25 protein-coding genes are annotated in these 25,432 nt (G+C 43.9%); 17 read left to right on the top strand and 8 right to left on the bottom strand.

Annotated elements, in window-relative coordinates:
• From DPF91_RS03935 to DPF91_RS03910, 6 genes are read left to right on the top strand one after another with little or no spacing between them, the layout of a single operon-like run.
• Entirely contained in the window at positions 1-816 is an 816-nt protein-coding gene (locus tag DPF91_RS03935) for a putative capsular polysaccharide synthesis family protein (RefSeq protein ID WP_117233110.1), read from the top strand.
• Positions 817-830: 14 nt separating this feature from the next.
• Positions 831-1,868 carry a glycosyltransferase gene (locus DPF91_RS03930; RefSeq protein WP_117233109.1) on the top strand — a complete coding sequence of 346 codons (1,038 nt, stop codon included), beginning with the start codon at positions 831-833 and terminating at the stop codon, positions 1,866-1,868.
• Entirely contained in the window at positions 1,861-3,159 is a 1,299-nt protein-coding gene (locus DPF91_RS03925) for a lipopolysaccharide biosynthesis protein (protein ID WP_117233108.1), read from the top strand. The genes DPF91_RS03930 and DPF91_RS03925 overlap by 8 nt, the downstream gene beginning before the upstream one ends.
• A gap of 3 nt (positions 3,160-3,162) precedes the next feature.
• Positions 3,163-3,549: a VanZ family protein gene (locus tag DPF91_RS03920; RefSeq protein ID WP_117233107.1), complete on the top strand. Its 387-nt coding sequence runs from the start codon at positions 3,163-3,165 to the stop codon at positions 3,547-3,549.
• 54 nt (positions 3,550-3,603) lie between these two features.
• Entirely contained in the window at positions 3,604-4,644 is a 1,041-nt protein-coding gene (locus tag DPF91_RS03915; RefSeq protein WP_117233106.1) for a glycosyltransferase, read from the top strand.
• Between the two features lie 39 nt (positions 4,645-4,683).
• Positions 4,684-5,706, top strand: a complete 1,023-nt coding sequence (locus DPF91_RS03910; RefSeq protein WP_117233105.1) for an acyltransferase family protein — start codon at positions 4,684-4,686, stop codon at positions 5,704-5,706.
• Between the two features lie 56 nt (positions 5,707-5,762).
• Here the strand turns inward: DPF91_RS03910 and DPF91_RS03905 are convergent, their stop codons facing one another.
• From DPF91_RS03905 to DPF91_RS03890, 4 genes are read right to left on the bottom strand one after another with little or no spacing between them, the layout of a single operon-like run.
• Positions 5,763-6,701 (bottom strand): L,D-transpeptidase family protein, encoded by a 939-nt coding sequence (locus DPF91_RS03905; protein WP_117233104.1) that lies wholly within the window; start codon positions 6,699-6,701, stop codon positions 5,763-5,765.
• A gap of 3 nt (positions 6,702-6,704) precedes the next feature.
• A complete protein-coding gene (gene phrB, locus DPF91_RS03900) occupies positions 6,705-8,147 on the bottom strand; it encodes a deoxyribodipyrimidine photo-lyase (protein WP_117233103.1) in 1,443 nt (480 codons plus the stop codon).
• Positions 8,144-8,962, bottom strand: coding sequence for a MerR family transcriptional regulator (locus DPF91_RS03895; protein WP_117233102.1), 819 nt, complete (start codon positions 8,960-8,962; stop codon positions 8,144-8,146). Before DPF91_RS03895 ends, phrB begins: the two co-directional genes overlap by 4 nt.
• 14 nt (positions 8,963-8,976) lie before the next feature.
• Positions 8,977-9,927, bottom strand: coding sequence for a YbgA family protein (locus DPF91_RS03890; protein ID WP_117233211.1), 951 nt, complete (start codon positions 9,925-9,927; stop codon positions 8,977-8,979).
• A 289-nt stretch (positions 9,928-10,216) separates the two neighbouring features.
• Between DPF91_RS03890 and deoD the strand changes: the two genes are divergently transcribed.
• The 9 genes from deoD (at position 10,217) to DPF91_RS03845 (ending at position 20,783) form a co-directional block, all read left to right on the top strand.
• Positions 10,217-10,927 (top strand): purine-nucleoside phosphorylase, encoded by a 711-nt coding sequence (gene deoD / locus DPF91_RS03885; RefSeq protein WP_117233101.1) that lies wholly within the window; start codon positions 10,217-10,219, stop codon positions 10,925-10,927.
• A 23-nt stretch (positions 10,928-10,950) separates the two neighbouring features.
• Complete coding sequence (locus DPF91_RS03880; RefSeq protein WP_117233210.1) at positions 10,951-12,435, top strand: IS1 family transposase; 1,485 nt, start codon at positions 10,951-10,953, stop codon at positions 12,433-12,435.
• Between the two features lie 242 nt (positions 12,436-12,677).
• The gene (locus DPF91_RS03875; protein WP_117233100.1) at positions 12,678-14,138 is read left to right on the top strand and encodes a hypothetical protein; all 1,461 of its coding nucleotides are present in this window, start codon (positions 12,678-12,680) and stop codon (positions 14,136-14,138) included.
• 2 nt (positions 14,139-14,140) lie between these two features.
• On the top strand, positions 14,141-15,718 hold the full coding sequence (locus tag DPF91_RS03870) for a GGDEF domain-containing protein (RefSeq protein ID WP_117233099.1): 1,578 nt from the start codon (positions 14,141-14,143) through the stop codon (positions 15,716-15,718).
• Positions 15,719-15,902: 184 nt separating this feature from the next.
• Positions 15,903-16,316, top strand: a complete 414-nt coding sequence (locus tag DPF91_RS03865; protein WP_117233098.1) for a DUF3302 domain-containing protein — start codon at positions 15,903-15,905, stop codon at positions 16,314-16,316.
• Positions 16,316-17,446, top strand: coding sequence for an HlyD family secretion protein (locus DPF91_RS03860; protein ID WP_117233097.1), 1,131 nt, complete (start codon positions 16,316-16,318; stop codon positions 17,444-17,446). Before DPF91_RS03865 ends, DPF91_RS03860 begins: the two co-directional genes overlap by 1 nt.
• A 206-nt stretch (positions 17,447-17,652) precedes the next feature.
• Positions 17,653-18,201 carry an ECF-type riboflavin transporter substrate-binding protein gene (locus DPF91_RS03855; protein ID WP_117233096.1) on the top strand — a complete coding sequence of 183 codons (549 nt, stop codon included), beginning with the start codon at positions 17,653-17,655 and terminating at the stop codon, positions 18,199-18,201.
• A gap of 6 nt (positions 18,202-18,207) precedes the next feature.
• Positions 18,208-19,947, top strand: coding sequence for an ABC transporter ATP-binding protein (locus DPF91_RS03850; RefSeq protein ID WP_117233095.1), 1,740 nt, complete (start codon positions 18,208-18,210; stop codon positions 19,945-19,947).
• Entirely contained in the window at positions 19,944-20,783 is an 840-nt protein-coding gene (locus DPF91_RS03845; protein WP_117233094.1) for an energy-coupling factor transporter transmembrane component T family protein, read from the top strand. Before DPF91_RS03850 ends, DPF91_RS03845 begins: the two co-directional genes overlap by 4 nt.
• Before the next feature lie 56 nt (positions 20,784-20,839).
• On the opposite strand, the gene DPF91_RS03840 is transcribed toward DPF91_RS03845, so the two are convergent.
• Together DPF91_RS03840 and DPF91_RS03835 are read right to left on the bottom strand one after the other, a co-directional pair.
• A complete protein-coding gene (locus DPF91_RS03840; RefSeq protein ID WP_117233093.1) occupies positions 20,840-21,322 on the bottom strand; it encodes a GNAT family N-acetyltransferase in 483 nt (160 codons plus the stop codon).
• 52 nt (positions 21,323-21,374) lie between these two features.
• Complete coding sequence (locus tag DPF91_RS03835) at positions 21,375-22,565, bottom strand: MFS transporter (protein ID WP_164684029.1); 1,191 nt, start codon at positions 22,563-22,565, stop codon at positions 21,375-21,377.
• Positions 22,566-22,749: 184 nt separating this feature from the next.
• Here DPF91_RS03835 and DPF91_RS03830 point away from each other — a divergent pair, with 184 nt between their 5' ends.
• Entirely contained in the window at positions 22,750-23,241 is a 492-nt protein-coding gene (locus DPF91_RS03830) for a GNAT family N-acetyltransferase (protein WP_117233208.1), read from the top strand.
• Positions 23,242-23,290: 49 nt separating this feature from the next.
• Here the strand turns inward: DPF91_RS03830 and DPF91_RS03825 are convergent, their stop codons facing one another.
• The gene (locus DPF91_RS03825) at positions 23,291-24,280 is read right to left on the bottom strand and encodes a phosphotransferase (protein WP_117233092.1); all 990 of its coding nucleotides are present in this window, start codon (positions 24,278-24,280) and stop codon (positions 23,291-23,293) included.
• A 4-nt stretch (positions 24,281-24,284) separates the two neighbouring features.
• Positions 24,285-24,566, bottom strand: coding sequence for a GNAT family N-acetyltransferase (locus DPF91_RS03820; RefSeq protein ID WP_117233091.1), 282 nt, complete (start codon positions 24,564-24,566; stop codon positions 24,285-24,287).
• 127 nt (positions 24,567-24,693) lie between these two features.
• On the opposite strand from DPF91_RS03820, the gene DPF91_RS03815 reads away from it, so the two are divergent.
• A complete protein-coding gene (locus DPF91_RS03815; RefSeq protein ID WP_117233090.1) occupies positions 24,694-25,428 on the top strand; it encodes a flagellar brake protein in 735 nt (244 codons plus the stop codon).
• Positions 25,429-25,432: the final 4 nt, after the last annotated feature.

Genomic DNA, 25,432 nt, shown 5'->3' with positions numbered 1-25,432 from the left:
ATGATTAAAGAAATTAAACGTCAGATAAACAAAGAAAAAATTTTCAAAAGAGAAGATTTTGTTCTCATCTATCAAATGGGAAAAGTTGGCTCCTCATCGATTGAAAAGTCTCTCGATACCTATCAGATCCCCAATTATCACATTCATACCTTCGATGATTACGAAGAATTCAAGATGTATAAAAACAGCGCCGATGTCGCCAAGTTCTTCGACCAGCCAAAACGCATGGGCTACCGATTTTTACTCAATCAAAGACGTAAAGCTTTAGCGTCAAGAAAGCACCTAAAAATCATAACCTTGGTGAGAGATCCCGTCGCAACCGTGTTATCGCGATTCTTTCAGGACTTGCACATTCAATTTATCGAAGGAAAGAAGAATGAAGCCATCCACAAAGATATGGAGGCAACCTATCAACACCTAGTGAATGCCTTTGAGCATAACCTCAACTACCACTACTTCTCTGATTGGTTCGATGAAGAGATGAAACGTAATTTCAAGATCAATCTTCTCACTCAAGACATCAACAACCAACAAGGCGCATTCACCTATAGCACTGACAGCTTAGATATCTTGTTGATCAAGTGTGAACAGCTAAGCCAATGCGAGCAGGAACTTTGTGATTTTTTAGAACTCGACGAGTTTGTGCTCACTAACAGTAATGAAGCCAAGAACAAATGGTATTCAGAGATCTACAAAGACTTTAAGTCCAAATATGACTTCTCAAAATTGTTCTTCCTTTATGACTTACCACTGTACAAACATTTTTATTCCAGTAACGAAATTGAACTATTGAAAACTAAGTGGGCGAACGCCTAGACAAGGAGGTCGGCATGAAAAAGGTACTACATATTACAGAGTCGTTTGGTGGCGGAGTTCAAACTGCCCTATACAGCTACGTAAAATCATCACGAAATGAACGCTTTGAGCATCACCTGCTAGCAAAGGTAAGGCAGGCAGATGACACAAAGCAACAAAGTGACCAAAATTTTGCATCTGAAACACGCTCATACAACAGCTTACTTGGATTTTTTAAGGAGTGCCGTCAGTTAGTCAAAACACTCGACCCAGATATCATTCATCTCCATTCTAGCTTCGCGGGTTTCCTTGGTCGTTTCTTACCTAAGAAAAACGGTGTAAAGGTCATTTATACGCCCCATTGTTACGCATTTGAACGTCAAGATATTTCACCAGCAAAAGCATTGGTATTTAAAACTCTCGAGAAAACTCTCTTGTCACGTATCGACATTATTGCTGGATGCAGTCAAAGAGAATGTGAGTTGGCGCTGAAGCTAGGAGCAAAACATACCACGCTTCTCAACAACTATGTAAACCTCGATATCCCCTCTTATCGAGTAGATATGAACAATCAAACCCCTTTCATCATTACAGTACTCGGTCGAGTGTCGAAACAAAAAGATCCTGAGTTCTTGATTGATATGGTTCAGAACCTCAACGGTGATATCCAGGATCGAGGGGTAAGAATTCGCTGGATTGGTGGGGGCGATGCCGAGTTGGAGCAACGATTACGTGATACGGGCATTGAGGTCACTGGCATGTTGCCCAGAGATGAGGTGCTAACACAGCTTCAACAAGCTCACCTATATATTCATACCGCAGCCTGGGAAGGAATGCCGCTTACCATACTCGAAGCAGCTAAAGTCTGTTTACCTATGGTACTGAGAAAAATCAGTTCTACACAGCACCTCGAGTATCCATTCCTTGCAACAACGCCACAAGAAATGGCAATCCAAGTTGAACACTGCATTGAGCAATATCATGACATACCCTTCGATTACTACTGCAACGTGCTTAACAATCAGTTCAGCGAAGAGCAGCAGTGCAATGCACTAAGAGAAATCTATGCTTAGAGCTTTAACAACCTCGCCCCAAGTAAGCCGTTTAATTTCTCTGAGCGTAATCACCGGGGTATTTAAACTCAGTTCGGCTTTAGCAACGATCTTGTTGACCTTCATGATCACCAATACGGTTGGAGCGGAGTCGACTGGGCAGTTTTTTTACATCTATAACTTGACCTTCTTGCTGGCTATGTTCTCGATGCGAGGGTTCAACGTTTCTTTGTTAAAGTTTAACGCCATTGCATACAAACAAGAGAGCTCAGCACAGCTGAAGTCTCACTACAGCTACGCCTTAGCTCGAGTTATATTTCTTTCACTGACCCTATCGATTGCTATATATCTTACGGCACCTCACCTTAATGAGTGGATAAGCTCATCTGTCGTCACCAAAGAGAGATTGCAACTGGCCGCGTATACTTTACCGCTCCTCACATTCAGCTTGTTCCATGCAGCTTGCTTACAATCTATTAGTAAGATCATTTCTTCCGTTCTGAGTATGCAGTTGGGTATCAGCTCTCTGCTAATTTTAATGCTGCTGATCTTTCACAACCATGACGTCATAGATTCAGGAGATTTATTAACGGGGTTTCTCACAGCCTCTCTAATCTTTGCTGCTTTCTCTAGTTATCAATGGTGGCGCAATAGCGGCGTCACTGCCATTTCTCCTTTTGGTTTGAAAAATCCAGACCTTAAAAGTAGCGCCAAAAAGTTATGGATAAGTAACACGATTACCAACCTCACGCAGTGGGGAGGATTGGTGATTGCAGGATTCTTCGTGAGCGCTGCAGACCTTGGGCTACTTTCTGCTGCACAACGTGCATCTTTGCTCATTGGCTTTGTCTTAATTACGGTTAACTTCGTTGTCGCACCTACCTTCTCGACCCTTTACAAGGAAGGCCGCATCAATGAGCTAATCCGAGTATCTCGACTTATTTTCCGGTCTAGCTTAGCCATCGGTTTGATACCGAGCGCCTTATTTCTTCTTTATCCAGACTGGGTAATGACATGGTTCGGACCAGATTTTTTCGATGGCTCCAATTTATTAATGATCCTGACATTTGGTCAGCTCATAAATATCTCAACAGGCTCCGTTGGTTACCTACTCATAATGAGTGGGCATGAGAACGAATTTAAGACTATTTCCATCATTTCAGGGATCGTCAATCTTATATGCTTGACGTCATTCAGTTGGTTATGGGGTGTGACTGGAGCAGCGTTAGCAATGGCACTAAGTATGATTGTTAGCAATGCTCTTGCTTTGAGAGCATCAAAGCGACACCTTGGTTTTTATCCGATAGGTTGAGCCATGTCTTTAGCACTAAATCGTTTTTTCTTTCTGTCAATCATACTTAGTACTGCTTCGCTCACTCTGTGGAAGAGCTCTGAGTATAACCTCGAACAATATCAGGCATTTGAATGGTATTTCGGAGGCTCTATGGTTCTCCATACCCTGCTCAGTTTTCTTATTGGCTTTTTTGCCGCAAGCATATTCGTAACCCAAAGCGATGAACCTCGTGACCCTTTAGGAATCCGCTGGCTGTTTTTTCTTCTGCTGTTGGTTTCTGGTGAAGAGTTTTCACAACTCTTCATTGCAAATCGCTCTTTTTCACTGAGTGATCTTACTCTCAACTGGGTTGGTTTAACCTCTGGTTATTTTGTTCGAAAGTTAATCCTCGTATTTACTCAACGTTAATTCAATATCGGCCACGCTCAACGGATTCGAGCGTTTCATTTCAAGGGAGCACATATGAAAATATTACATATTATTAATGATTTATCTCGAAATGGTGGTGCTCAGAAGTTTCTCATCGATCTCATTAGTAACAAACCTCAAGATATTGATGTATCACTGTTACTTATCGACAAGATCAATGACTATCAAGAGACATTGAGCGAGCTGGGCATTGAGTATTTTTACCTTGAAGAGCTTAACTTAAAACAAAAACTATCCCTGCTTGTTTGGCCACATATTGTCCACGCTCACTTATCACCCTCAATTTATCTTTCGTTATTGTTTTGCAAATCCAAACTACTGCAAACCGAGCATAACTCTCACAATCGACGTCGTGACTTATGGTTCATGAAGCCTTTCGAATTCTTGCTGTATTTAAGATTCAACCAAACCATTTGTATCACTGATAAGGTCAAAGAAGAGCTGACACGATTTATGCCTTACTTCACCAAGAAATACACCACTATATACAACGGCATTGAACTTGATCAATTTAGCCAAAGACAACGAAACAACATCTGCGGTAAATCCATCATCAAACTTGGAATGGTCGGCCGGCTTCATCCATACAAAGACCAACAAACTATCATTCGTTCTCTGAAGTCATTGTCTGAAAAGTACCAACTCCACTTGGCCGGAGGAGGAGAAACGCAACAGGAGCTCGCCGCACTTGCGCTCGAACTCGGCGTAGAGAAGCGTGTGCATTTTCACGGTGTGATCGACACGGTTCCACTCTTTTTGGACGACCTTGATGTGTATATACAATCTTCAAATGTGGAGGGGTTTGGCTTAGGTGCTGTTGAGGCAATGGCTTCCGGTTTACCTGTGATAGGTTCCAGGGTACCCGGTCTTGATGAGGTCATTGGTCGTGATCAAATGTTGTTCAAGCAAAACGATCCTCAAGCATTGAGTAAGGTGATTCTTTCGGTGTGTGAGTCAGATGAAGAATACAGATATTGGAGTCAATATAGCCTAAACCGATGCCAAGATTTTGCGCTAACCAACTTCATTACGGGTTATTACCAAGCTTATGACGAGATTTACCAAGCTAGTTAATAAATTGGAAGTAGACACACGCTTACAGGTCACTTTGTTATGGAACAACGAAAGGAATGGGTCGATATAGCCAAGGCAATAGGCATTGTATTGGTTGTCTATGGCCATGGAATGAGAGGCTTAGAGAAGGCAGGAATATGGACTAACAAAGACTCTTTTGTCTTCATTGATAGCTTAATTTATAGCTTCCACATGCCACTATTTTTCTTTCTTTCAGGGCTCTTTATTTATGACTCTCTAGAAAGGAAAGGGAAGGTATCTTTCTTACGAAGCAAGTTAGACACTATTTTCTATCCCTATTTGCTGTGGTCGATACTGCAAGGAAGCATTGAGGTCGCTTTATCCAATTACACCAATGGTAGCGTCGACTTTCAGGCTGTGTTCTCGTTTTTATGGGCACCTAGAGCACAATTCTGGTTCTTATATGCTCTGTTCTTTATCTCGATTATCTCTATGTTGATGATAGGTAATCGAACTCGACTATACGTATGGAGTGCACTATGTCTCGGCGCATATTTAACAGGTCAACCCGATCTATTAAATCTCCACTATGTCACCGATAACATGGTGTTTCTAATGCTAGGGGTTGTCTTCTCAAGGCTTCAATCGAACACGTTACCAAATTACGCTACGTTCATTAGCTTGCTGACCTTTGGTGTACTTTACTACCTATCTGGTACAGCTGAATTAGACTCGAACATATCCATTAATTTAAGTGAATTTGTACTGGCTATCAGTGGTATAACGGTTGTCTTATCTATTTCTCAACAGCTATCAAAACACTCCCACCCAGTGCTTGAATTTATTGGTCGGTCTTCAATGGCTATCTACTTAATGCATATTTTGGCAGGAAGTGGCGTGAGAGTTTTACTCGCTAAGATCCTGCATATCCAAGACATTTATGTTCATGCTTTCTTGGGAACCGTTTTGGGGATCATTCTTCCTCTAATAGGGTTAATCGTTATCAAAAAGCTCGCGATACCCTTCGTATTCTCAGCGCCAATGAGTCAGATTCTCATAAGCCCTCTAAACCTCGCTAGCTCTCATCGTCGTGCGCAATAGAAAAAGTGCCCAAAAAGTTAGGAAGATAAAAAATGCGGCCCATTGGCCGCATTACTTTAGGGTGTTGCTACTAGCGTTGGGAGTCCCGTTTGAACCATTACCGCCGCTTTAGCTTTACGATCCGAAACCGCAAACTCTTCCATCCACCAGCTTAATTCCATCGGCAGTTCAAGTCGCTTTTGACTACCGTCGCTGCGAGTCAAAGGTTCGTGAACCTCGATAAAGACACTTCTATCAGGCTCTAAACTCACCTTTATCGGTTCATTGATGATCTGAACACGCTCACCACGGCCAACCTGACTAAACAACCACTCAATGTCTTTTGGCTCCATACGAATACAGCCCGAACTCACTCTTAAGCCAATACCAAAATCTTTGTTGGTGCCATGGATAAGATACTCCCCTATCCCATAAGCCAATCGCATTGCGTAAAGGCCCAGTGGGTTATCCGGCCCCGCAGGCACAACAGGTGGCAGCTCAACGCCTTTCTCTAGATACTCATTACGAATATTCTGAGTCGGTGTCCACGTTGGATTCTCACGCATTTGGCTAATCTTGGTCACCATTTCAGGAGTATCACGCCCTACACGTCCAATACCAACCGGGAAGATATGAACTTGGTTTAACTCAGGTTCAAAATAATACAATCTGAGCTCAGCAAGGTTAATCACAATACCTTCGCGAATCGTATTTGGCAGAATGTATTGCGATGGAATCGTGAGTACATGCCCCTCATTAGGAAGAAAAGGATCAACACCTTGGTTTGCTGCGAGCAAACTAAGGAAGCCGACATCGTAAGACTTAGCAATGTTGGCAAGCGTCTCCCCCGCTTCAACTTTATGTCTTTGGATTTTTCCCACCATATTGCTGCCATCTTCTGGCAAAGGGTAGGTGGCAGCTAGCGCTACGCTTGAACCAAGAGCAGCCAGGCCCAACCCGACATAACGAGAGAGTAGACTGAGACTGCGACTGATTTTTGAAGACTGATAATGCATGGACTAACTATCTTTTGCTCTTTTGTATAACGCTAAGGTTATCTCTCTTTGCTCCTTGTGATCAACCATTGGCGATGGATAGTTAAGCGAATCAAACTGAGGCCAGTTCCATGGAGCATGAACAAACTTATCAGGAACACCTTCAAGTTCTGGTAACCATTGTCGGACAAACTCACCTTTTGCATCGAAGCGCTCCCCCTGAGAGATAGGGTTGAAGATGCGAAAATAGGGCTGTCCGTCACAACCGGTCGAGGCACACCACTGCCATCCTCCATTGTTAGCTGCGAAATCACCGTCAATCAGTTTACTCATGAAGTAATGTTCGCCTTTACGCCAGTCGATCTGTAGGTCCTTAACCAAGAAACTCGCAACAACCATACGCAAGCGATTGTGCATCCACCCCGTTGTATTGAGCTGCTTCATGGCGGCATCCACAATAGGATAGCCTGTATTGCCAGTGCACCACGCTTCAAACCAATCGTCATCTTGACGCCATTGCAGGCGGTTGCCCCAAAGCAAAAAGTTCTCGTTTTTTACCAAACGAGGTTCAAAGTAGATCAGATGCTGATAAAACTCGCGCCACACAAGCTCGCTTATCCACGTTTGAGCCCCCTGAGAAATATGCTCAATATCCGCGGCCAAGCTGGCTTCCTGTATACACCGACGCGCAGACAAGGCGCCTATAGCCAAATAAGCGGAGAGCGTACTCGTACCATCGGTACTCGGTATGTCACGACGTTCCTCATAGTCATCAAGGTGTTCGTGGCAAAACTGTTGTAGTTTTTTGTGAATATCATACTCAGAAGCATCCCATCGCTCGCTCGATTCGCGTGGGTAATCAAAAGCGATATCTGGATGAAAAAGAACGAAATCATCACTAATCAGGCGGTTAACCGCGACAAGCTGTTTGCTTGGTGGTGAAAGAGGCCGATTTCCACCGGTTGCGAACCGTGTTAACCAAGCTCGCTTAAAAGGAGTGAAAACTTTGAAGTATTGACCTTGCTTGTTAAGAATGCTGCCTGGGGGTAGCACACATTTCCCATCCTTCGCAATCACGTCAATATGGCAGGCGTGGTTCGAGAGTGCTTGTTGCAGGTAAGTATCACGTTGCTGTTCATCAACTTCGTAGTCTTTATTGTAGTAGACGCCTGTGACACCATTCGAGTCTACAAGCTTAATGACCGCTTCAGCGGCATCGTGAAAGGATGAACATTGATGATAAAACAAAGCAACACCAATGTCTGACAGTTCCTTTTGCAACGCGCCAAGTCGGCGAAAGATGAGGTCGGCTTGTCTTGATGAGAGGCCATGCTTTTCCCATTGCATTGGCGTCGCAACATAGAGCGCCACAACAGGTTCATTTTGCGCCCTTGCATCTTCAATTGCGTGATGAAGAGCCGGGTTGTCATCTAATCGTAAATCTCTGCGAAACCAAACTAGCTTCATGTAGCAGCCTCACTCAGATCGTCTTGGTGCAGAATTTGGATAATCGGAGATAATCCAAATTGCAGAGAATCATCTTCAACAAGCATTTGAGCCCAAGTTAGCTGCCTATCGAGCAAGGCTTTGTGAGAGTGAAGCTGCAGCTCAACGAACTTAGAGAGGTCAATCTCGTTAACTAAACCAGAAAAATCATCCACATTTTCGAGCACTGTAATATCAAAACCTTTTTCACTGAGTACCAATATTCGCGACCAAGCACTGACATCACCTACGGGAGCTAAGCTAACAAAGAGCATTTTTCCTTTGGTTGCAGCCTTGTTTTCCGCTTCTAAAATTGCACTAATACGTGTAATCACGAGTGATTGAAACAAGCCTCTTTGAAGACTTTTCACTGAACCTTTCAAAAGTTCTAACGCTTCAAAAGTAGGGTGAATAAACTGCTCAACCACCATATCTGCTGGATACTCTTTAAGAACATTGCTAACAATGCTTTCCGCCTTGCCTTTGTTGAGCAAAGCTAAAGAAGAAAGCACTAATTCAACATCTTGAAGGACTTTTGAACCAGAGCCCAGCGTTTCGCCACTTGGCTGAGTTCCTAGTAAAGGCTTAACCTTACCTATCGATACGCCCTGGTTAAGCCACCGTTTGACCTCTAAAATGGTATCAATATTAATCTGAGTGTAGAGACGATGCCCCTTGTCCGTGCGTGCAGGAGAGATCAATCCATAGCGTCTCTGCCATGCTCTTAGAGTGACGGGCTTGACCCCCGTCAACTCTGATACTTCTCGAATAGCGAATAGTTTTTCTGATTGAGACATCCACGTTTCCCTAATTACAACCCGTAACGAAGACGCAGCTCTTGCGGGTATGGCGCAAAAAATTGTTGCTGCGATAAGTACTCATCTGGGTATTGGTTCAGATAGTGCTTCAGTAGAGTCAGCGGCGCCAATAGAGGTAGCACCCCCTCACGGTATTGGAGGATGATTTCACTCAACTCGGCTTTTTGATCTTTGTCCAAGTACTTCTTGAAGTAGCCTTGGATATGCATGAGAACGTTAGTGTTGTTCTTTCTGTCAGCACGATTCTTCAAAGCATCCATCAAGCCTTGACGATAGAGGGTAAAAAACTCTTCGATAGAATATTTGGATACATTCGCAACAAGGCGACCTAGCTCGCGATAAGACTCAGTGCGATGTGCCATTAGCGTCAGTTTGTATCGGGAGTGGAAAGCCACGATCTTACCCGCCGTTACCCCTCCTTCCATTGACTGGTAAAAGTCATGAAGGCAGAAAGCGCGAGTGATAAAGTTTTCTTTGAGGATTGGGTCCTGAAGGCGTCCATCTTCTTCCACCGGAAGCCACGGCATTTTTTCCATTAGCGTCTTTGTGTAGAGTCCAACACCATTGGTATCCGCATGTCCCTTCTTATATACCTTCACACGTTCCATGCCGCACGTCGGAGATTTTGCACAGACAACGTAGCCGCAAAGTTGTTCACCCATTAGCTCATCGACTTTGGCATCAGAAAAAGCATGCATTTTGTCGGTGTAGTCCCTTGATGCATCCTTGGTTTCGACTAACGCAATACGCTCTTCATCGTACATTAAACGGATTGTCGGACGAGGGACGCTCAATCCTATTCCAACCTCGGGGCAGACAGGTACATAATCGAAATATTCTTTAATCTCGTTTGCCACAAACCGGTTCATTTTGTGACCTGAATCGAAGCGAACTTTTTCACCGATAACACATGCACTTACACCGATTTTTACTTTTTTTGTGATTTCCATATCTAGCCTACCTTGTACAAGATGACGTTATGTACAAGTATACGAAAGAAATCCAATCTTTGTACAAAAAAAAATTATGTACAAATAAATATCCCTGTTCTTAGCATCTAAACGATTGCGCTCGAGCTTTCAACATAAATAGTAATCACTAGCGAATATTAATGTAGAGTCGATAATTTATGTGACCTAAATCTCATGAACTCCAGATTCAAAGGCATAACATTCCAATCAACGAAACAACACAGTTTCAACATAATTAGTAAAAACTTGATGGAGTGATATCATGGCTACACCACATATTAATGCGCAACCAGGTGACTTTGCTGAAACAGTGCTAATGCCAGGAGACCCACTACGCGCTAAATACATCGCTGAAACCTTTCTAGAAGATGTAAAGCAAGTTTGTGATGTACGTAATATGTTCGGCTTTACTGGCACTTACAAAGGTCAACGTGTCTCTGTAATGGGTCACGGTATGGGTATCCCATCTTGCTGTATCTATGTTCACGAGTTGATTGCAGAGTATGGTGTGAAAAACGTTATCCGCGTGGGCAGCTGTGGTGCTGTACGTGATGATGTCAATCTAATGGATGTTGTCATCGGCATGGGCGCATCGACAGACTCAAAAGTGAACCGTATTCGCTTCAACGACCATGATTTTGCAGCTATTGCTGATTATAGCCTACTAGAAACAGCGGTAAATCAGGCTCGTGCACAACAAGTACCAGTAAAAGTGGGTAATGTCTTCTCTGCGGACTTGTTCTACACACCTGAAGCGGACATTTTCCAGAAAATGGAAAAGTTGGGCATCCTAGGTGTGGACATGGAAGCTGCAGGTATCTACGGCGTTGCTGCAGACTTAGGAGCAAAAGCGCTTACCATTCTGACTGTTTCGGATCACATCATCCGCGGTGAGAAGCTCAGCTCAGAGGATCGTCAAAAGTCATTTAACGACATGATGAAAGTCGCACTAGAGACCGCTATTAACCTTTAATGAATAACACCGAGGGGGTGATCGTGCCGAACGGCAAACTACCAAAAGAGGCTCAAGGTTTACAACTCAACTTTTGTAAAACATTGGCGTGTGACAACTTTGGATTGAGTGATGCAGAAAAGTATGTTCTGCAACACGTAAACCCTAAGCGTCCTGCGATGGTATGTCGTGAATGTGGTGCGTTTCCCCCCTTACTCAATAACCAATCTGTTCTAGATGAATTGCAACGACTCAAGCAAACTCAAACAGACGGATTACCCGCGTGCAAAAATACCTCATGCGAAAGCTTGGGGCTATCAGTCCATAGCCATAAACATCTCTATCACTCATTTGGATACAGTGGCCAAAAGCAGCGCTATCGCTGTAAAGCATGCCAATCAACCTTTGTCGACCAGTGGTCAGAGTCGAATCATAAGCTGCAAATCCAAGAAAGCATCCTAGGTTATTTGTTTACTGGACACCCCGTTCGTGAAATTTGCCGTCGCCTGTCCATAAATCCTAAAACCTTTTACGATCATCTCAATCAAATCGCGAAACGCTGTCGTCGTAAGTTATCGGTTATTGACGAAAGGTGGTTTAAGCATGCAGACAATTATACGCTAGCGTCACAGTTTGTGCCGTTGCAACCTAACAGTCACAATGGCGTATTTTGGATTGCTAGTGGCGAAGTCGAGTCAGGGTATATTGTTGCTCAGCACACCAACTATTCAGAAGAGGAACTCAAGGAGTCGCAAGATAACTTTACGACGGCAAGGATAGTAAGCACTAGCTACACGCCTGAAGCTCAGTTGCCTTTTGAGGATACCCAAGCCGATATACGAACCAGAATAGACAATAAATACCAACTAATCCTCGCACGCGACAATGTGGAAGATCCGTTAGGCAATTTAGCAAAATTAGACTACCCGTTAAAAGGGACGCTGATTCACCCTCACTACACTTCCTATGCGCATTATCTATACCTAGAACAGCAGCTCGAGACTGATAGACCGATCTCAATATTCATGCCGCAGGATCCTTTACTCCGTTCTGCCGCGCTTTCTGTTTACTTACCGCGCATCAAGGCTGAAAGCATCGATATTGTATACGTTGAAGAGAGCGAGGGTTGGCAAAACTCCACACCTGTCGACAAGCACGATATTGTGCATATGGGGTGGTGGCGAGACCGCTGGGCAATCACTCAGCAAAACACAATTGAGTCCGATCAACGTGTCGAATTGATGATTGAAAAAGCGATTTGCGTATTAGCAGGTAAACAGCAACCAAGTCATTGGTTGCAATCCGCTTCAACACGCTCAATTTCATCTTATCAACGTCGATTCCAAGTCATTTTCAATGACTTTGTCAACGAGCCAAGAAGACGCCTTCGCCCTGCGGGCATCAACCCTTTGTTAGACATTTTTAGAGCCTGGCATAACCTCTGCTACCAAGATAAATCTGGACTCACCGCCGCACAAAAGCTAAAGCTCATCGACAAAACTTGGACATTGAAAGAATTACTCTCCTAACCAGGTCTTAGTCTTAGTTGTCAAACGTGAATTAACTCTAACTTTTCGACTCCTTTCCTATCATTTACGGAAGGGTTTTCTCTATATTGAGATAAAGTACTAACTAGTTGCAGTTATAAGTTTGAACTGACTCACGAACCTCAGACAAATGGCTCCTGTTGCAAAAACAGGGCAAGTACGGTTTTAGACAGGGATACTCTAACGAGCTTAAACAAAGGATTGAACACACCAAGGGCGGTATCTTGGAAAATAACAAAGCGTTACTCAGGGCTGAGTTAAAACGACTAAAGAAAAGAATTGAAGCGGCTCCTTTAGAGACCTATCACAAAGCGGAGCAGTGCTTAATCCGAGCTGAGCAATATCGTTCAACAAGAAGTATTGTATTGGCATTGGTGATTATGTCCCGCTGCCAATGGTCGCTTATGGATTACGGCCAAGGGCTTAAATACGCCAAAAAAGCCTTAATCGCCCAAAACGAACTATCGTCAGATACTCTACTACCAGAAATCTTACATATCCACGCCCTCAACTTTTATGGTCAGGCAAACTACTACTCCGCTCAGCAATACTGGATTCAGTCCCTAGAGCAAGCCACCTTGGTTGAAAACGCCACCATTCAAACTGAATGCTTGATTGGTCTCGGTAATGTTTGGCGAATGGTCAGCGATTACAAGAATGCTATTGATGCACACAATGTCGCACTTACTGTCGCCAATGCCACCCAAATTCATTGGTTAGAGGGCAAAGCCAGCATCTTACTTGCTTGGGATTACTATCAAGAAAACAACTACATCGGCATGCTGACAGTCCTTGATAATGCGACTGAAGCGCTCAAGTTTCATAACGATCCAACCTGGGAAGCTGAGATTTGGGACTTTAGAGGCCTAGCTCTACTTGGGCTAGAACGGTTAGATGACGCCGATACCGCAACTCTCAAAGCGCAACAACTTGCTGAAAAGCATGATTTAGCTTGGATGAAGGCGCATTCTTATATCAGCCGTGCTCGATTAGAGATTCTGCGCAAGAACCATGAGACTGCCTCTGAATACCTCAAGCATGCTGTACAAGCTGCTTCGCGATTTGATAACGGAGAACTGTTGTCACAAATCTGTTTTCAGCAATCTGCTGTGGCTGAAGCAATGGGTAACGACAAAGAAGCCTACCTCGCGTTTAAGAATTATCGTAAGTACTCCATTGGAATGCTGCATGAGCAGAGTCAGCGTCTCAGTATGGATAAAGCCAATGAATCGAAGCGTCAATTGGATCTAAAGGCGAAGAAGCTGGTAAGTCGTATACGCGCTCAATACGATTATGACCCAGAGAAGAAGTTCACCAATGTAATACCAGAGACTCAGTGGTGGGAACAACTGATCGTCTACAAGACTGAACTTCGAGCATCAAACTACGCGGTTTTCTCACTTTACCACTCTAATCCAGACTACCTCGATAAAGCCATCGAGTTGGCGCATTGCTTATGCAACCAAGACGATTCTATTTCACGTCTGAATGAAAACCGTGTCGGATTTTTAATCCACAATCAGGACAATGATGCGCAACTACTCAGCCAAACGCTGCAATCCATGCTGGCGCTTTACCCATGGCAGCGTAAAGGTCTTGAGCCATCACCGCCAAAATTAAGAGTATATGGCATCCTCCAGTTCCCATTCACTATTGAGCAGCTTGAAGAAGAGGAGGAAATCTAGTCATGGAACAGTTAATAAGCAAGATACTAGACTCAGGCATAGACGTTACCTCCACAAAGAACGAACAAGCGCTACTACTCTGGGAACACGTCAAGCAGCATATTGCGTCTAACAGCCACGAGAAAGCGTACTGCCATCTAGCGATTGCCGAATGGCGACATCGCCTAGGCCAGCCGAGACTTTCCGTCGATGAGCTTCGCAGCGCGATTCGTTACCTAGACTCTGATGCAGAGCTGACAATCGATATAAAGCAAACCCTGAGTGAAAGGCTCATCGCTATCGGTGAATATGGGCAAGCACTCAATGAGTATGTCGATTTAACTAACCTTGCTATCGAACATGGCTTTATCGACCACTATGTGCGTGCGGTATTAGGGATGGGAGAGCTATGTGAGGCCTACGGTGATGATACTCGTGCACTTCGCTACTACCAGAAAATCGAAAGTATCGACCATGCCATCATGAATCGAGCACTACGGTTAAAGTACAAACTCCACATCATCGCGTGTAACTTGCGACAAGGCCACTATGCATCAGCACGGGATATGCAAGTAGAATGTGAAGATTTGAGCATCATGGTGAATGATCCAGCACTACAAGGAGAGGTAATCCTAAACCAGGCTATTCTATTGCGTTCAGATAGTCATTATGTAGAAGCGCTGCAGTGTTTGAGTCAAATAGCTAACCTAGCCGCACAACACAAGTCTTCTTGGTTGTCAGCACAGGTAAACCTAGAGAAAGCTCGCTCGCTCATCGGCCTTGACCGTATCGATGCGGCAATGATGCTACTGCATAGTTCACTTCGTCATATATCACCACTGAGCTCACCACTACTGGTAAACAAACTCTATCAAGCAATTAGCCAAATTTATGCCGATCAAGATCGCTTCAAAGATGCATTGGCCATCGAGAAGAAGAGCTACCAAGTCGAGTCAGACCTTCTAAAGCGCGTGCCTATTTCAGATCTCGGTCCACAGCAACTGCGTCGCTTAGCTCGATTTGAACTTCAGTTAAAACTCATTCTCTCAGAACAAGAAAATAGAGAACTTAAAGTCACCACCGAAACTCAGAAAGATGCGGTAGAGAAGCTCAAACAAGATGTGTATACCGACCCATTAACAGGTTTACACAATCGACGTTGGCTTGATATCAAGCTTAAAGATCTGATCTTGCACGACAATGATTTTACCTTCTTAGTCGTTGATATAGACCACTTTAAGTCTATCAATGATGAACTCAGCCACCTTGTTGGCGATAAAGCGATCACTTCTGTAGCAACTGAATTGGCCAAATATTTTCGCTTTAAAGGTGCCTCATGCATCCGATTTGGTGGTGAAGAGTTTCTCGTCATCTTGGAAAACCACAAAGTCCCAAAAGCTGTCATGCATGCAGAAAATTACCGACAACGAATTATGCAATTTAACTGGGAACCGATATTAGGAGATCGAAACTTAACGGTGAGCATCGGAGTAACAGAGCATAGGCCGAATGAAAACACCCAACAGACCTTCTATCGAGCAGATAAAGCGCTCTATCAAGCAAAAGCGCAAGGCAGAAATCAGGTCTGTTCAGAAAGCTAAAGCCCCTATTTTTTAAGAGATTTCGATACTTCTAAAACAACACCCTTAAATTAAACAAAAATGTAAAAAGTTTGTTGCAAAACATTGTTGAATAACAAATACTTAAACTTAGTTTTGCTCTCAGCGACGATTAAGTGGATCCCTTATAGGTCGCTGAACATCTATATCTTTAGGGAAAGAGATTATGTTTTTGGACTACTTTGCTTTGGGCCTTTTGGTCTTTGTGGCTCTGGTCATCTTCTACGGCATTATCGTGATCCACGATATTCCTTATGAAATCGCAAAAGAGCGTGACCACCCTCACTGTGATGCCATTCATGTCGCTGGATGGGTTAGCCTTTTTACACTTCACACTATTTGGCCATTCCTATGGATATGGGCAACCTTATGGCGAAAAGATCGCGGCTGGGGCTTCAAAAAACTCGAAGCCGAGCAGAAAGATATTCACCACCGAGTTGAAGAGCTTGTTGACCAAGTATCAGACCTAAAAAAAGAACTATCACACCTTCGTGCTGTACAGGCCTCTTCACTGGCTAAAGATCAACAGGTTCAGCCGCAAGAGACAACAGAATCTAAGCCAGCACAGGGAGAGTCATAATGGATTTACTACTCATTGCTACTTATGCCGCTCTGTGTGTTGCTATATTTAAGATTTTCAACATCCCACTAAATAAATGGACCGTGCCGACAGCTGTGCTTGGCGGTGTCGTGATCGTCGGTACGCTGATCTTACTGATGAACTATAACCATCCATTCACTCAGATTGGTAATCAGGTTTATACCACCACACCGATCGTTTCTGGGGTACGTGGCAAAGTAATCGAGGTACCGGTTGAGCCAAATGAACCCTTACAACAAGGTGATGTTCTGTTCCGTATCGACCCAATCCCATTCCAAGCCGAAGTGGATCGCCTGAAAGCTGATATTGCTGAAGCTGGGCAGGATGTCTTAGGGCTAGAGTCAACCCTAAAAGAGTCTGAAGCAGCCAGAATTAAAGCGGTTGCTGAAAGAGATAAGGCAAAACGTGAATTTTCTCGTTATCAACGCGGTTTTGATAAAGGTGCTTTTACCGAGCAACAACTTGATACACGACGACAAGCATACAAAGCTGCTGAAGCGGCGTTAGAGGTTGCAGTCGCGAAACAAGAACAATCCCAAATCGCACTAGATTCTAACATTGGTGGCGAAAATACCGCGGTAGCAGGATTACTCGCACAATTACGCACTGCCGAGTTTAACCTTGACCAAACCGTTGTCCGAGCACCAACAGATGGCTACGCAACTCAAGTTGCACTGAGACCTGGAGTCATGGCTGTGCCATTACCTCTTGCGCCTGTCATGACGTTTGTTCCAACGGAGGAACAACTCTACACTGCCGCATTCAGACAGAACTCTTTACAGAGATTGAAAACTGGTTTTGAGGCTGAATTCATGTTCCGCGCAATTCCTGGCAAGGTGTTTAAGGGTGAAGTTATCGAAGTTATCCCAGCGATCGGTGAGAGTCAGTTCCAAGCGAGAGGCTCACTACTCGGTACTGATGCTTTACGCACTAACGGACGCGTGTTCGTGACACTGAGGATCAATGATGACATGAGCGAATACGACCTGCCACAAGGGACAGCCTTCGAAGTTGCGGTCTACTCTGACAGCTTCACTCATGTATCAATCATGCGTAAAGTATTGATCCGTATGAAGAGTTGGCAGAACTACTTGTACCTAGATCACTAAGTGAAGCCATTGAATCAATAGCCAATTATCCTCGAATAATTGGCTATTTTTTTTGCAAAATAAAATATAGACGTCTAGACAGATAGCATTCCCTATATTGCGAATGTGATGTACAATGCGCGCCCTGTTTAAATTCGCTTACAAACTCTTTTATTTTCGAACACTTTATAAGCGATATCGCAAATAGAATAATTTTGAGGAAAGCTATGAACTTCACAGCAAAAACGGTGGTTGTCATCGCAATTGGCGCCGCACTTTACGGTATTGGTGGTTTGCCTATGTTTGGCGTACCAGTGTTTGCAAACACAACGCTAAAACCAGCAATGGCAGTACTTGCATTATTCTCAGTACTTTTTGGCCCTGTTGTTGGCTTCCTAGTTGGCTTTATCGGCCACTGGGTGACGGATCTATTCGCTGGCTGGGGTGTATGGCTGACTTGGGTGCTAGGCTCAGGCATCGTGGGACTGGTTATTGGCTTATTCCCATCGCTAACCAAAAAACGTATCGAGTCTGGCCATTTTGATATGAAAGACTTCGCAACCTTTGTTGTACTTGCTCTCGTGGGTAACGTATTCGGCTATGGCTGTTCAGCATTCCTAGATACGGTTCTATACGCGGAACCGTTCACTAAAGTCTTCACCCAGCTAAGCATTATCGCTGCTGGTAACACGGTTCTTATTGCAATCGTGGGCTACTTCATTTTGAACTCTGTAGCGAAGCGCAACAAACAAAGCAGTAACCTTTCTGAGGACTAATCGATAATGACAATCGAATTTTCTAACTTCTCTTTTAGATATGAGTCACTGGATAAACCGACGCTAAAACATATCAATCTAAGGATAGAGAAAGGAGAGAAAATCGTTATTATCGGCCCAAGCGGTAGTGGAAAATCCACCCTTGGACAATGCCTAAACGGTCTTATACCACACGCAATTAAGGGAGAGTGCTCAGGCACTCTCTCTATCGCTGGTAAAGAGACAAATAATCTCGAGATGCATGATTACACCGAACAGGTGGGTACTGTTCTTCAAGATACTGACAGCCAATTTGTTGGTCTAAGTGTCGGTGAAGACATCGCCTTTGCGCTTGAGAATCAGCTCACTTCGAACATCGAAATGTATCCGCTCGTTCGCTCGACTGCGAAAATGGTTGAGTTAGAGGCGTTGTTGGATAAAGCTCCAAATGACCTATCGGGTGGTCAAAAGCAACGTGTTTCACTGGCAGGCATTCTAGTCGACGATGTGGACATCCTGCTCTTTGATGAGCCTCTGGCTGCACTCGATCCTAAAACAGGTAAGCGCACAATAGAGATCATTGATGATTTACATCGTGAAAGCGGAAAGACAGTCGTCATTATTGAACATCGCTTAGAAGATGTACTTCACCGTCCTGTTGATCGAGTCATCTTAATGGAACAAGGTAGTATTGTTGCTGATTTGACACCAGATGAACTCCTAGCGTCACCACTTCTAGAACAACACGGTATCCGAGAGCCACTGTACATCAGCGCACTGAAGGCAGCTGGCTGTTCTTTGTCTAACAGTCAATCACTGTCCAATCTCAATCAATTCGATGTCATTCGCTATAAAGAACAAATTCTGCATTGGGACGAGAAGAGTACCGCGTCATTACCTTTTGTTAGCGATAAAACATTGTTAGATATTCGCGGGCTTTCTTACTCATATGATGGTGAAAAAAATGCCCTTGAATACATCAGCTTTGATGTTAAGCGCGGTGAGTTTGTCGCCATTCTAGGTAAAAACGGCTCAGGTAAATCGACCATCACCAAGCTCATCATGGGTGTACTCGAACCTGACGCAGGCACCATTTCAATTGAAGGCCAAGACCTTTCTGAACTGACTATCTTTGAGCGTAGCCAGAAAGTAGGCGTGGTAATGCAAAACCCCAATCATATGATCTCTCATCATATGATTTTTGATGAAGTGGCATTTGGTCTAAGAAATCGCGGCTTAGATGAAACAACGATAAAAGAAAAAGTGCTCTCTACACTTGAGCTGTGCGGCTTACACAAATACCGTAACTGGCCCGTTGAAGCGCTAAGCTACGGTCAGAAGAAACGAGTAACTATCGCATCAATTTTAGTACTTGAGCCAGAGTTACTCATCCTAGACGAGCCTACGGCTGGCCAGGATTATCGTAACTACACCTCGATGCTGAGCTTTATTCAAGAACTGAACGATAAGTTAGGCATCACTGTGTTAATTATCTCTCACGATATGCATCTCGTACTCGAATACACGACACGCTCGATTGTGATTTCGGACAGTAAGCTGTTAGCGAATCAAGCCACAACGGATGTATTCACTCAACCAGAGTTACTATCAAAAGCAAACCTGACGACAACCAGTCTTTATGAGCTTGCAAACAGATTGAACCTCGACTCAGCACAAGCATTTATGCAAAAGTACATCACTCATGAACGTAAGAGCGATGCTGAACGCACTCAGCCACCAGCGATGAATTTGGAGGCTCAGGCATGACAGCTTCCAAAATGAGTTTTGGTATCAACTACATCGATACTCAATCACCATTACACAAACTAAACGGTATCACCAAGTTTGTTTTGTTCATGGCTTGGGTCACCGTTGTCCTGACGACATTTGATATTCGAATGATCACCGTATTAATCCTAGTTGGATTAACACTGTTAAAGAGTACTCAAGTGCCTATCAAGGTGTATAAGCCGCTGCTAATCGGTACATTGAGTGTTCTTTCACTTAATGCCTTATTCATGTATTTGCTCGCCCCCGACCAAGGGACGAAGTACTTGGGCACTGAGAATGTATTGATTGAACTGCCTGGTCGCTACTCGCTGACTCAGGAGACTCTGTTTTACTTAGTGACTGTGACACTCAAGTACTTCAGCATGTTCCCGATTGCATTGGTATTTGTATTTACCACACATCCGACAGAGTTTGCTGCGAGTTTGAATCGACTTGGTGTGCCTTACAAGATCGCCTACGCTGTGAGCCTGACCTTACGCTACCTTCCCGAGGTAAAGAAAGACTTCGTCAACATCATGCATGCTCAACAAGCACGTGGTGTAGAGTTATCTAAGAAGGCGCCATTAGTCGAACGTATGAAGAATGTTGCCAAGATCCTTGGTCCATTGATTTTCTCGAGTTTGGACAGAGCCGATGAGATCTCAAACGCAATGACGCTACGTGGGTTTGGTCGTCACAAGTCGAGAACTTGGTACAGCTTGAAACCTCTAACCACGCAAGACTGGTCAGTAATCGCCATCGTTATCACCATAGTGGTACTCGCCGTCACAAAACGAGTTATCGAAGATCAGCTCTTCTGGTACCCATTCTAAACAAGAAAAAACGCCTCGAAAGAGGCGTTTTTTATAGCATTTTCTGCCGCTCTATCTCACAAGGACTTCATCATCCAAACATCACAGCCATTGTGAAATGTTCCTTCAAACGGTTGTGTTAGATGCTTAAAACCCATTCTTTCATACAAGCTAACGGCGTCAGTCATGTTTGATAGTGTATCTAGATAACACTGCTCAAACCCTTGGTTTAAAGCAAACTCTAAGCACTGCTCTGACAGCTTACGGCCAAGCCCCAAACCACGACTTTCTTTTAGTAAAAACAGCTTTTTAAGCTCGCAGACATCATCACGGTCATTGAAAGGAGCAACACCACAGCCCCCCATCAACTTGCCATTCACAAAGGCCAGCAAGTACAAGCTCTTTCTATCGAATGTGTAGTGTTGACTCATTGCCCTCACTTCATCATCAGAAGGACCAAAACCTTCGCCAACTGCGCCATATTCAGCGCCTACACTTTGTATGATATGACACAAAGCGTCATCATACTCTTTGCTCACTGGAGCAATTACCATTTCCATGAGTGCCTACTTCAATCCTCTAACACCTGATGAGACTCAACGTATCTCTAAACTAGCGCCAACTCAATACGCGGACTTCATTACCTTCACTCGGTTTTTTTGGAATATTGAGAGAAAGTAACAACGAGACACCGGCCATCGCAGCGCCAATAAAGAACACCGCAGAGGGCGATACCAACCAAATAACGCCAAAGGTCACTGGAATCACGACTGCAGCAATGTGGTTAATGGTAAATGAAACACCTGCTGTTGAAGCCATATCCGCCGGGTCTGCAATTTTTTGGAAATAGGTTTTGATTGCTAGAGCCAATGCAAAAAAGAGGTGGTCGATGACATACAAAGCCGCCGCCCACTCTGCACTGGTCACAAGACCATAGCTAACGAAGACAAATATCAACCCTACATACTCGAACATCAATGCTTTTCGTTCACCTACAACACCAATGAACTTGCCGATTTTCTTAGCAAATAAGAAATTGAACAGGTAGTTAATCAGGAAAAGTAACGTGATATCACCAGCACTGTAACCAAACTTCTCGACCATCAAGAAACCCGCAAACACGGTAAAGATCTGTCTTCTCGCACCACTCATAAAGGTTAATGCGTAATACAGCCAGTATCGCTTTCTTAGAACCAGCTTCTTATTTTGCGGTGTATGAGATTCAAACTGTGGGAAGGTAAACGCAATAATTGCAACAAGGACCAAACCAATGCCACCGCAGATGAGATAGACCCATTTAAAGTCAAGATGAAGCAGCTCTAGCATCACCCATAAAGCGCCGTACGTAAGCAAGGAGGCTAATGCACCAATGGAAATAAGCTTACCTAACATTTCTGGCGCTTCATCTTTACTGAGCCACTGAAGGGACAATGATTGCTTCAAGGTTTCAAAGTAGTGAAAACCTACTGACATCAAGAACGTGGTCATCAGTAGCCCCATTACCGATGGGAAAAAACCTGTCAGAGCTGTGCCCAAACACAACATTAGCAAAGCTAAAATCATGAAGCGTTGCTCACGTATGAAGACCAATACAAACACGGCAGTAAATGCCAAAAATCCTGGGATCTCACGAACACTTTGCAATAGACCAATATCAGAGCCATCAAAGTTGGCTCGTTCAACAACAAAGTTGTTCAACAGTGCCATCCAACTGGAAAAGGCGATAGGTACAATGATCGATATGATCACCAAAAAGTTCTGAGGCGTACGCCAGTCCTTTGAGTTCGTATTCAATTTATTCATCCAATCCATGAGCAAGAGTGCAAGTGTACACTCTGAGTAATTCGAGAGATAGTTGCGTCGAACCTTTCATCAATATCGCAACATAGGTATTGAAGTATAGCGGATCTATTTACTATTTCTTTCAATATGTTAGCGTGTCATAAGTCGTTGATATTTATCAGGAGGGAAGATGGATAAGTCAAACATCACAGTAATAGTCAGGCCGACGCAGCCAACCGATGCTGCAGCACTAGCCGACATTTTCAATCAACCAGAAGCACTAAGCGGAACCCTCCAACTGCCAAATGCTTCACCTGCAATGTGGGAGCAGCGCCTATCAAACATGCCACAAGGCGTCTATTCATACGTAGCAGAGGTCGATGGAAGAGTAGTTGGCAACATTGGATTTGAACACTCTCAAAGGCCAAGGACGTCGCACTGTGCTTCGTTTGGTATTGGAGTTCACGATGACTTTCATGGCTTAGGTATTGGCTCTAAGCTCATTGAAACCGTTCTAGATTTGGCAGATAACTGGCTGCAAGTGAAACGAGTACAAATCGAAGTGAACAGTGATAACCAAGCAGCGATCGCATGTTACAAGAAATTTGGTTTTGAAATTGAAGGTGAAGCCAAGTGCTCGGTGTTTCGCAACGGTGAGTATGTCAGTACCTACTACATGGCACGAATCAAAGCATAAACGCACTAAACACCCTTACTTGATCAAGTGTCCTGTAAGGGTGCTCAACCTATATCTTAAAATGCGTTCTTAGAGCACTTTGGGTTAAGGCTTCAGTATAGAAATTGATTTTCCAGTGCCCAGGCTTCCACCCCTTAACGAAACGATGAAAGTCAGCCCAAGCTAAAGAAAATAATGGGCGCCATGCACTTTCAACATCCTCACTATCTAGATGTGGGTGATATTGAAGCAACGCTAACTTAAGTTCAGAAAAGTAAGTATCTAGTATCCAAACCTCTTTATCTGCACACTCTTTAGGCTCGACCGCACTGCTCATGAACAAAGCCACATCTTTCATTGCACACCCGCCACCCACGTATTGAAAATCCACGGCAGCGGCTTTGGTTCCGTCGGCGTCAAAGCAGAAGTTCGCTAACTTGGCATCGCCATGAACAATGGTCTTATATGGACTGCTATTGAGGACCCTATCGATTTCTGCAGCGTATTGCTTTAACTCTACGTCATCCAATTTATTCAGTTCATCTGGGCGTGTATCTAAATGCCAGTATGTACCCGTTTCCCACAACCCTGTAGGTTCAACAGATATGAAACGAGCATGAAAATGAGCTAACCAACGCAAACAAGCCGCTAAGTGTTGAGAAGTAGCGACCGCCGTCGTGTACTCATATCCTGCGGTACTCAGATCTTCCATCAGAATATAAAAGGCATTGCCTGTACTCTTGGTATACATACCCTTTGGCCAATAGCATTGAGTCTTTCTGTACTTGGAATAATCTTGATACCAGTTAGCTTCCACCTGATAGGAGTGAACCTTACGTAAATGAGAAAGCTGAGTATTCCATCCTCTTGGATGCTCCCCACTCGACTCCAAGTCGACATATTTAACGATAATAGACTTGGGTATAGTCCCACCTTTCCCAGTCAGTGCAACCCTAGCCAACTCACCGTAACCACTCCATAAAGTCTGCAGGACTTCTACAGATGTAATCCTATCAGCGCCAAAGAAATCCTTGACCCAATCATATCGAGAATTCGTCATTGATTTAGCTGGTAAGTAAATGGGAGTATTGGTGGTACTTGTTAAGGTAGTGAGCGACGTAAGGGCAAACAGGGTTGATCTTGTAGCCATCTTTCTCAATAAGAGGCAAAACAGTTTCCATCATCACTTTTCCGTACCCTTTCCCTTGAAGCTCATCAGGTACACGAGTATGAGTAATCGCCATCACACTCCCTTCCATATGATATTTAACCAATGCGTAGTAATCTTGCTGCAAATGCACGCGATATTGCTGTAATTCCGTGTCATGTGTCACACTATTTCCCATAATCTAATCCCCCAACTTTTCTAATTACTGTTATAAATTGAAAGTATGAATACGAATGAATAAAATCACAATTAAAAACGGTTCACGTTTTACTTTATAAAATAAATCAACGTCTTGGAGTTAGAGGATGAATCAGGTTCGTTCACCGGTTCGTGAACTAAGAACACCCATGCAGGAGAAAGTAACCACTCGAATGAACAGCACCGACGCACTTGCAATGGTGGCTCATGGTAGTGAATTACATTTTTCGATAACCACACCTGTCGGTACCAATATTACCGGTACGACAGCATTCATCGGTACTCATTCACACAACTTCATATTAATTGAAGTACCGGAGATGTCGAAAGAAGACTATCAGTTCTTTTTTCAAGCTGGTTTTTGGCTTAACGTTCGAGCACTTTCACAGCGAGGTGAAGGAGCAATTATTCGCTTCCGTAGCCAAATCCAACACATTATCTCCACGCCAATTCCTATGGTAATGATATCCATCCCTACAACGATGGAAGTTGCTCAGCTACGAAAAGAACCTCGCTTTGAAGTGAATCTCGCCGCTAAAGCCATGGTCAATCAAAACAGATTCAGTTGTGAGGTTCGTGACTTGTCCAAAAATGGATGCAGTTTCATTACACCAACCCTAAGTAAAGCCATGCATGTCGGTGACAACATTTCGTTGCACATCTCTATCAGCAGGCAATCGGATGTCTCGATTCCTCTTACCGGTTCAATTTGTAACATTCAGAGCTCGAATCACTACAACCGTTACGGCATTAAGTTTGAAGACTACGGCTTGGAAAATGCGAAAAAGCTGCTTGCGAGACTCAAGTTCGATGGCTCTAAGCTGTCCTTAAAGTCGAACTGATTAA

The organism is Vibrio maerlii, from assembly GCF_003415655.1.
GTDB lineage: Bacteria > Pseudomonadota > Gammaproteobacteria > Enterobacterales > Vibrionaceae > Vibrio > Vibrio maerlii.
The sequence above is the reverse complement of the archived record's forward strand: the minus strand, read 5'-3'. Positions and strand labels throughout refer to the sequence as shown.

What these genes read in the sequence shown, in the direction of transcription:
- DPF91_RS03835 (WP_164684029.1), bottom strand. Translation starts at nt 22,565, where the DNA reads ATGAATAAATTGAATACGAACTCAAAGGACTGGCGTACGCCTCAGAAC.
- DPF91_RS03815 (WP_117233090.1), top strand. Translation starts at nt 24,694, where the DNA reads ATGAATCAGGTTCGTTCACCGGTTCGTGAACTAAGAACACCCATGCAG.
- DPF91_RS03895 (WP_117233102.1), bottom strand. Translation starts at nt 8,962, where the DNA reads ATGTCTCAATCAGAAAAACTATTCGCTATTCGAGAAGTATCAGAGTTG.
- DPF91_RS03855 (WP_117233096.1), top strand. Translation starts at nt 17,653, where the DNA reads ATGAACTTCACAGCAAAAACGGTGGTTGTCATCGCAATTGGCGCCGCA.
- DPF91_RS03910 (WP_117233105.1), top strand. Translation starts at nt 4,684, where the DNA reads ATGGAACAACGAAAGGAATGGGTCGATATAGCCAAGGCAATAGGCATT.
- DPF91_RS03915 (WP_117233106.1), top strand. Translation starts at nt 3,604, where the DNA reads ATGAAAATATTACATATTATTAATGATTTATCTCGAAATGGTGGTGCT.
- DPF91_RS03905 (WP_117233104.1), bottom strand. Translation starts at nt 6,701, where the DNA reads ATGCATTATCAGTCTTCAAAAATCAGTCGCAGTCTCAGTCTACTCTCT.
- deoD (WP_117233101.1), top strand. Translation starts at nt 10,217, where the DNA reads ATGGCTACACCACATATTAATGCGCAACCAGGTGACTTTGCTGAAACA.
- DPF91_RS03920 (WP_117233107.1), top strand. Translation starts at nt 3,163, where the DNA reads ATGTCTTTAGCACTAAATCGTTTTTTCTTTCTGTCAATCATACTTAGT.
- DPF91_RS03825 (WP_117233092.1), bottom strand. Translation starts at nt 24,280, where the DNA reads ATGACGAATTCTCGATATGATTGGGTCAAGGATTTCTTTGGCGCTGAT.
- DPF91_RS03840 (WP_117233093.1), bottom strand. Translation starts at nt 21,322, where the DNA reads ATGGAAATGGTAATTGCTCCAGTGAGCAAAGAGTATGATGACGCTTTG.
- DPF91_RS03845 (WP_117233094.1), top strand. Translation starts at nt 19,944, where the DNA reads ATGACAGCTTCCAAAATGAGTTTTGGTATCAACTACATCGATACTCAA.
- DPF91_RS03930 (WP_117233109.1), top strand. Translation starts at nt 831, where the DNA reads ATGAAAAAGGTACTACATATTACAGAGTCGTTTGGTGGCGGAGTTCAA.
- DPF91_RS03935 (WP_117233110.1), top strand. Translation starts at nt 1, where the DNA reads ATGATTAAAGAAATTAAACGTCAGATAAACAAAGAAAAAATTTTCAAA.
- phrB (WP_117233103.1), bottom strand. Translation starts at nt 8,147, where the DNA reads ATGAAGCTAGTTTGGTTTCGCAGAGATTTACGATTAGATGACAACCCG.
- DPF91_RS03860 (WP_117233097.1), top strand. Translation starts at nt 16,316, where the DNA reads ATGGATTTACTACTCATTGCTACTTATGCCGCTCTGTGTGTTGCTATA.
- DPF91_RS03925 (WP_117233108.1), top strand. Translation starts at nt 1,861, where the DNA reads ATGCTTAGAGCTTTAACAACCTCGCCCCAAGTAAGCCGTTTAATTTCT.
- DPF91_RS03870 (WP_117233099.1), top strand. Translation starts at nt 14,141, where the DNA reads ATGGAACAGTTAATAAGCAAGATACTAGACTCAGGCATAGACGTTACC.
- DPF91_RS03820 (WP_117233091.1), bottom strand. Translation starts at nt 24,566, where the DNA reads ATGGGAAATAGTGTGACACATGACACGGAATTACAGCAATATCGCGTG.
- DPF91_RS03850 (WP_117233095.1), top strand. Translation starts at nt 18,208, where the DNA reads ATGACAATCGAATTTTCTAACTTCTCTTTTAGATATGAGTCACTGGAT.
- DPF91_RS03865 (WP_117233098.1), top strand. Translation starts at nt 15,903, where the DNA reads ATGTTTTTGGACTACTTTGCTTTGGGCCTTTTGGTCTTTGTGGCTCTG.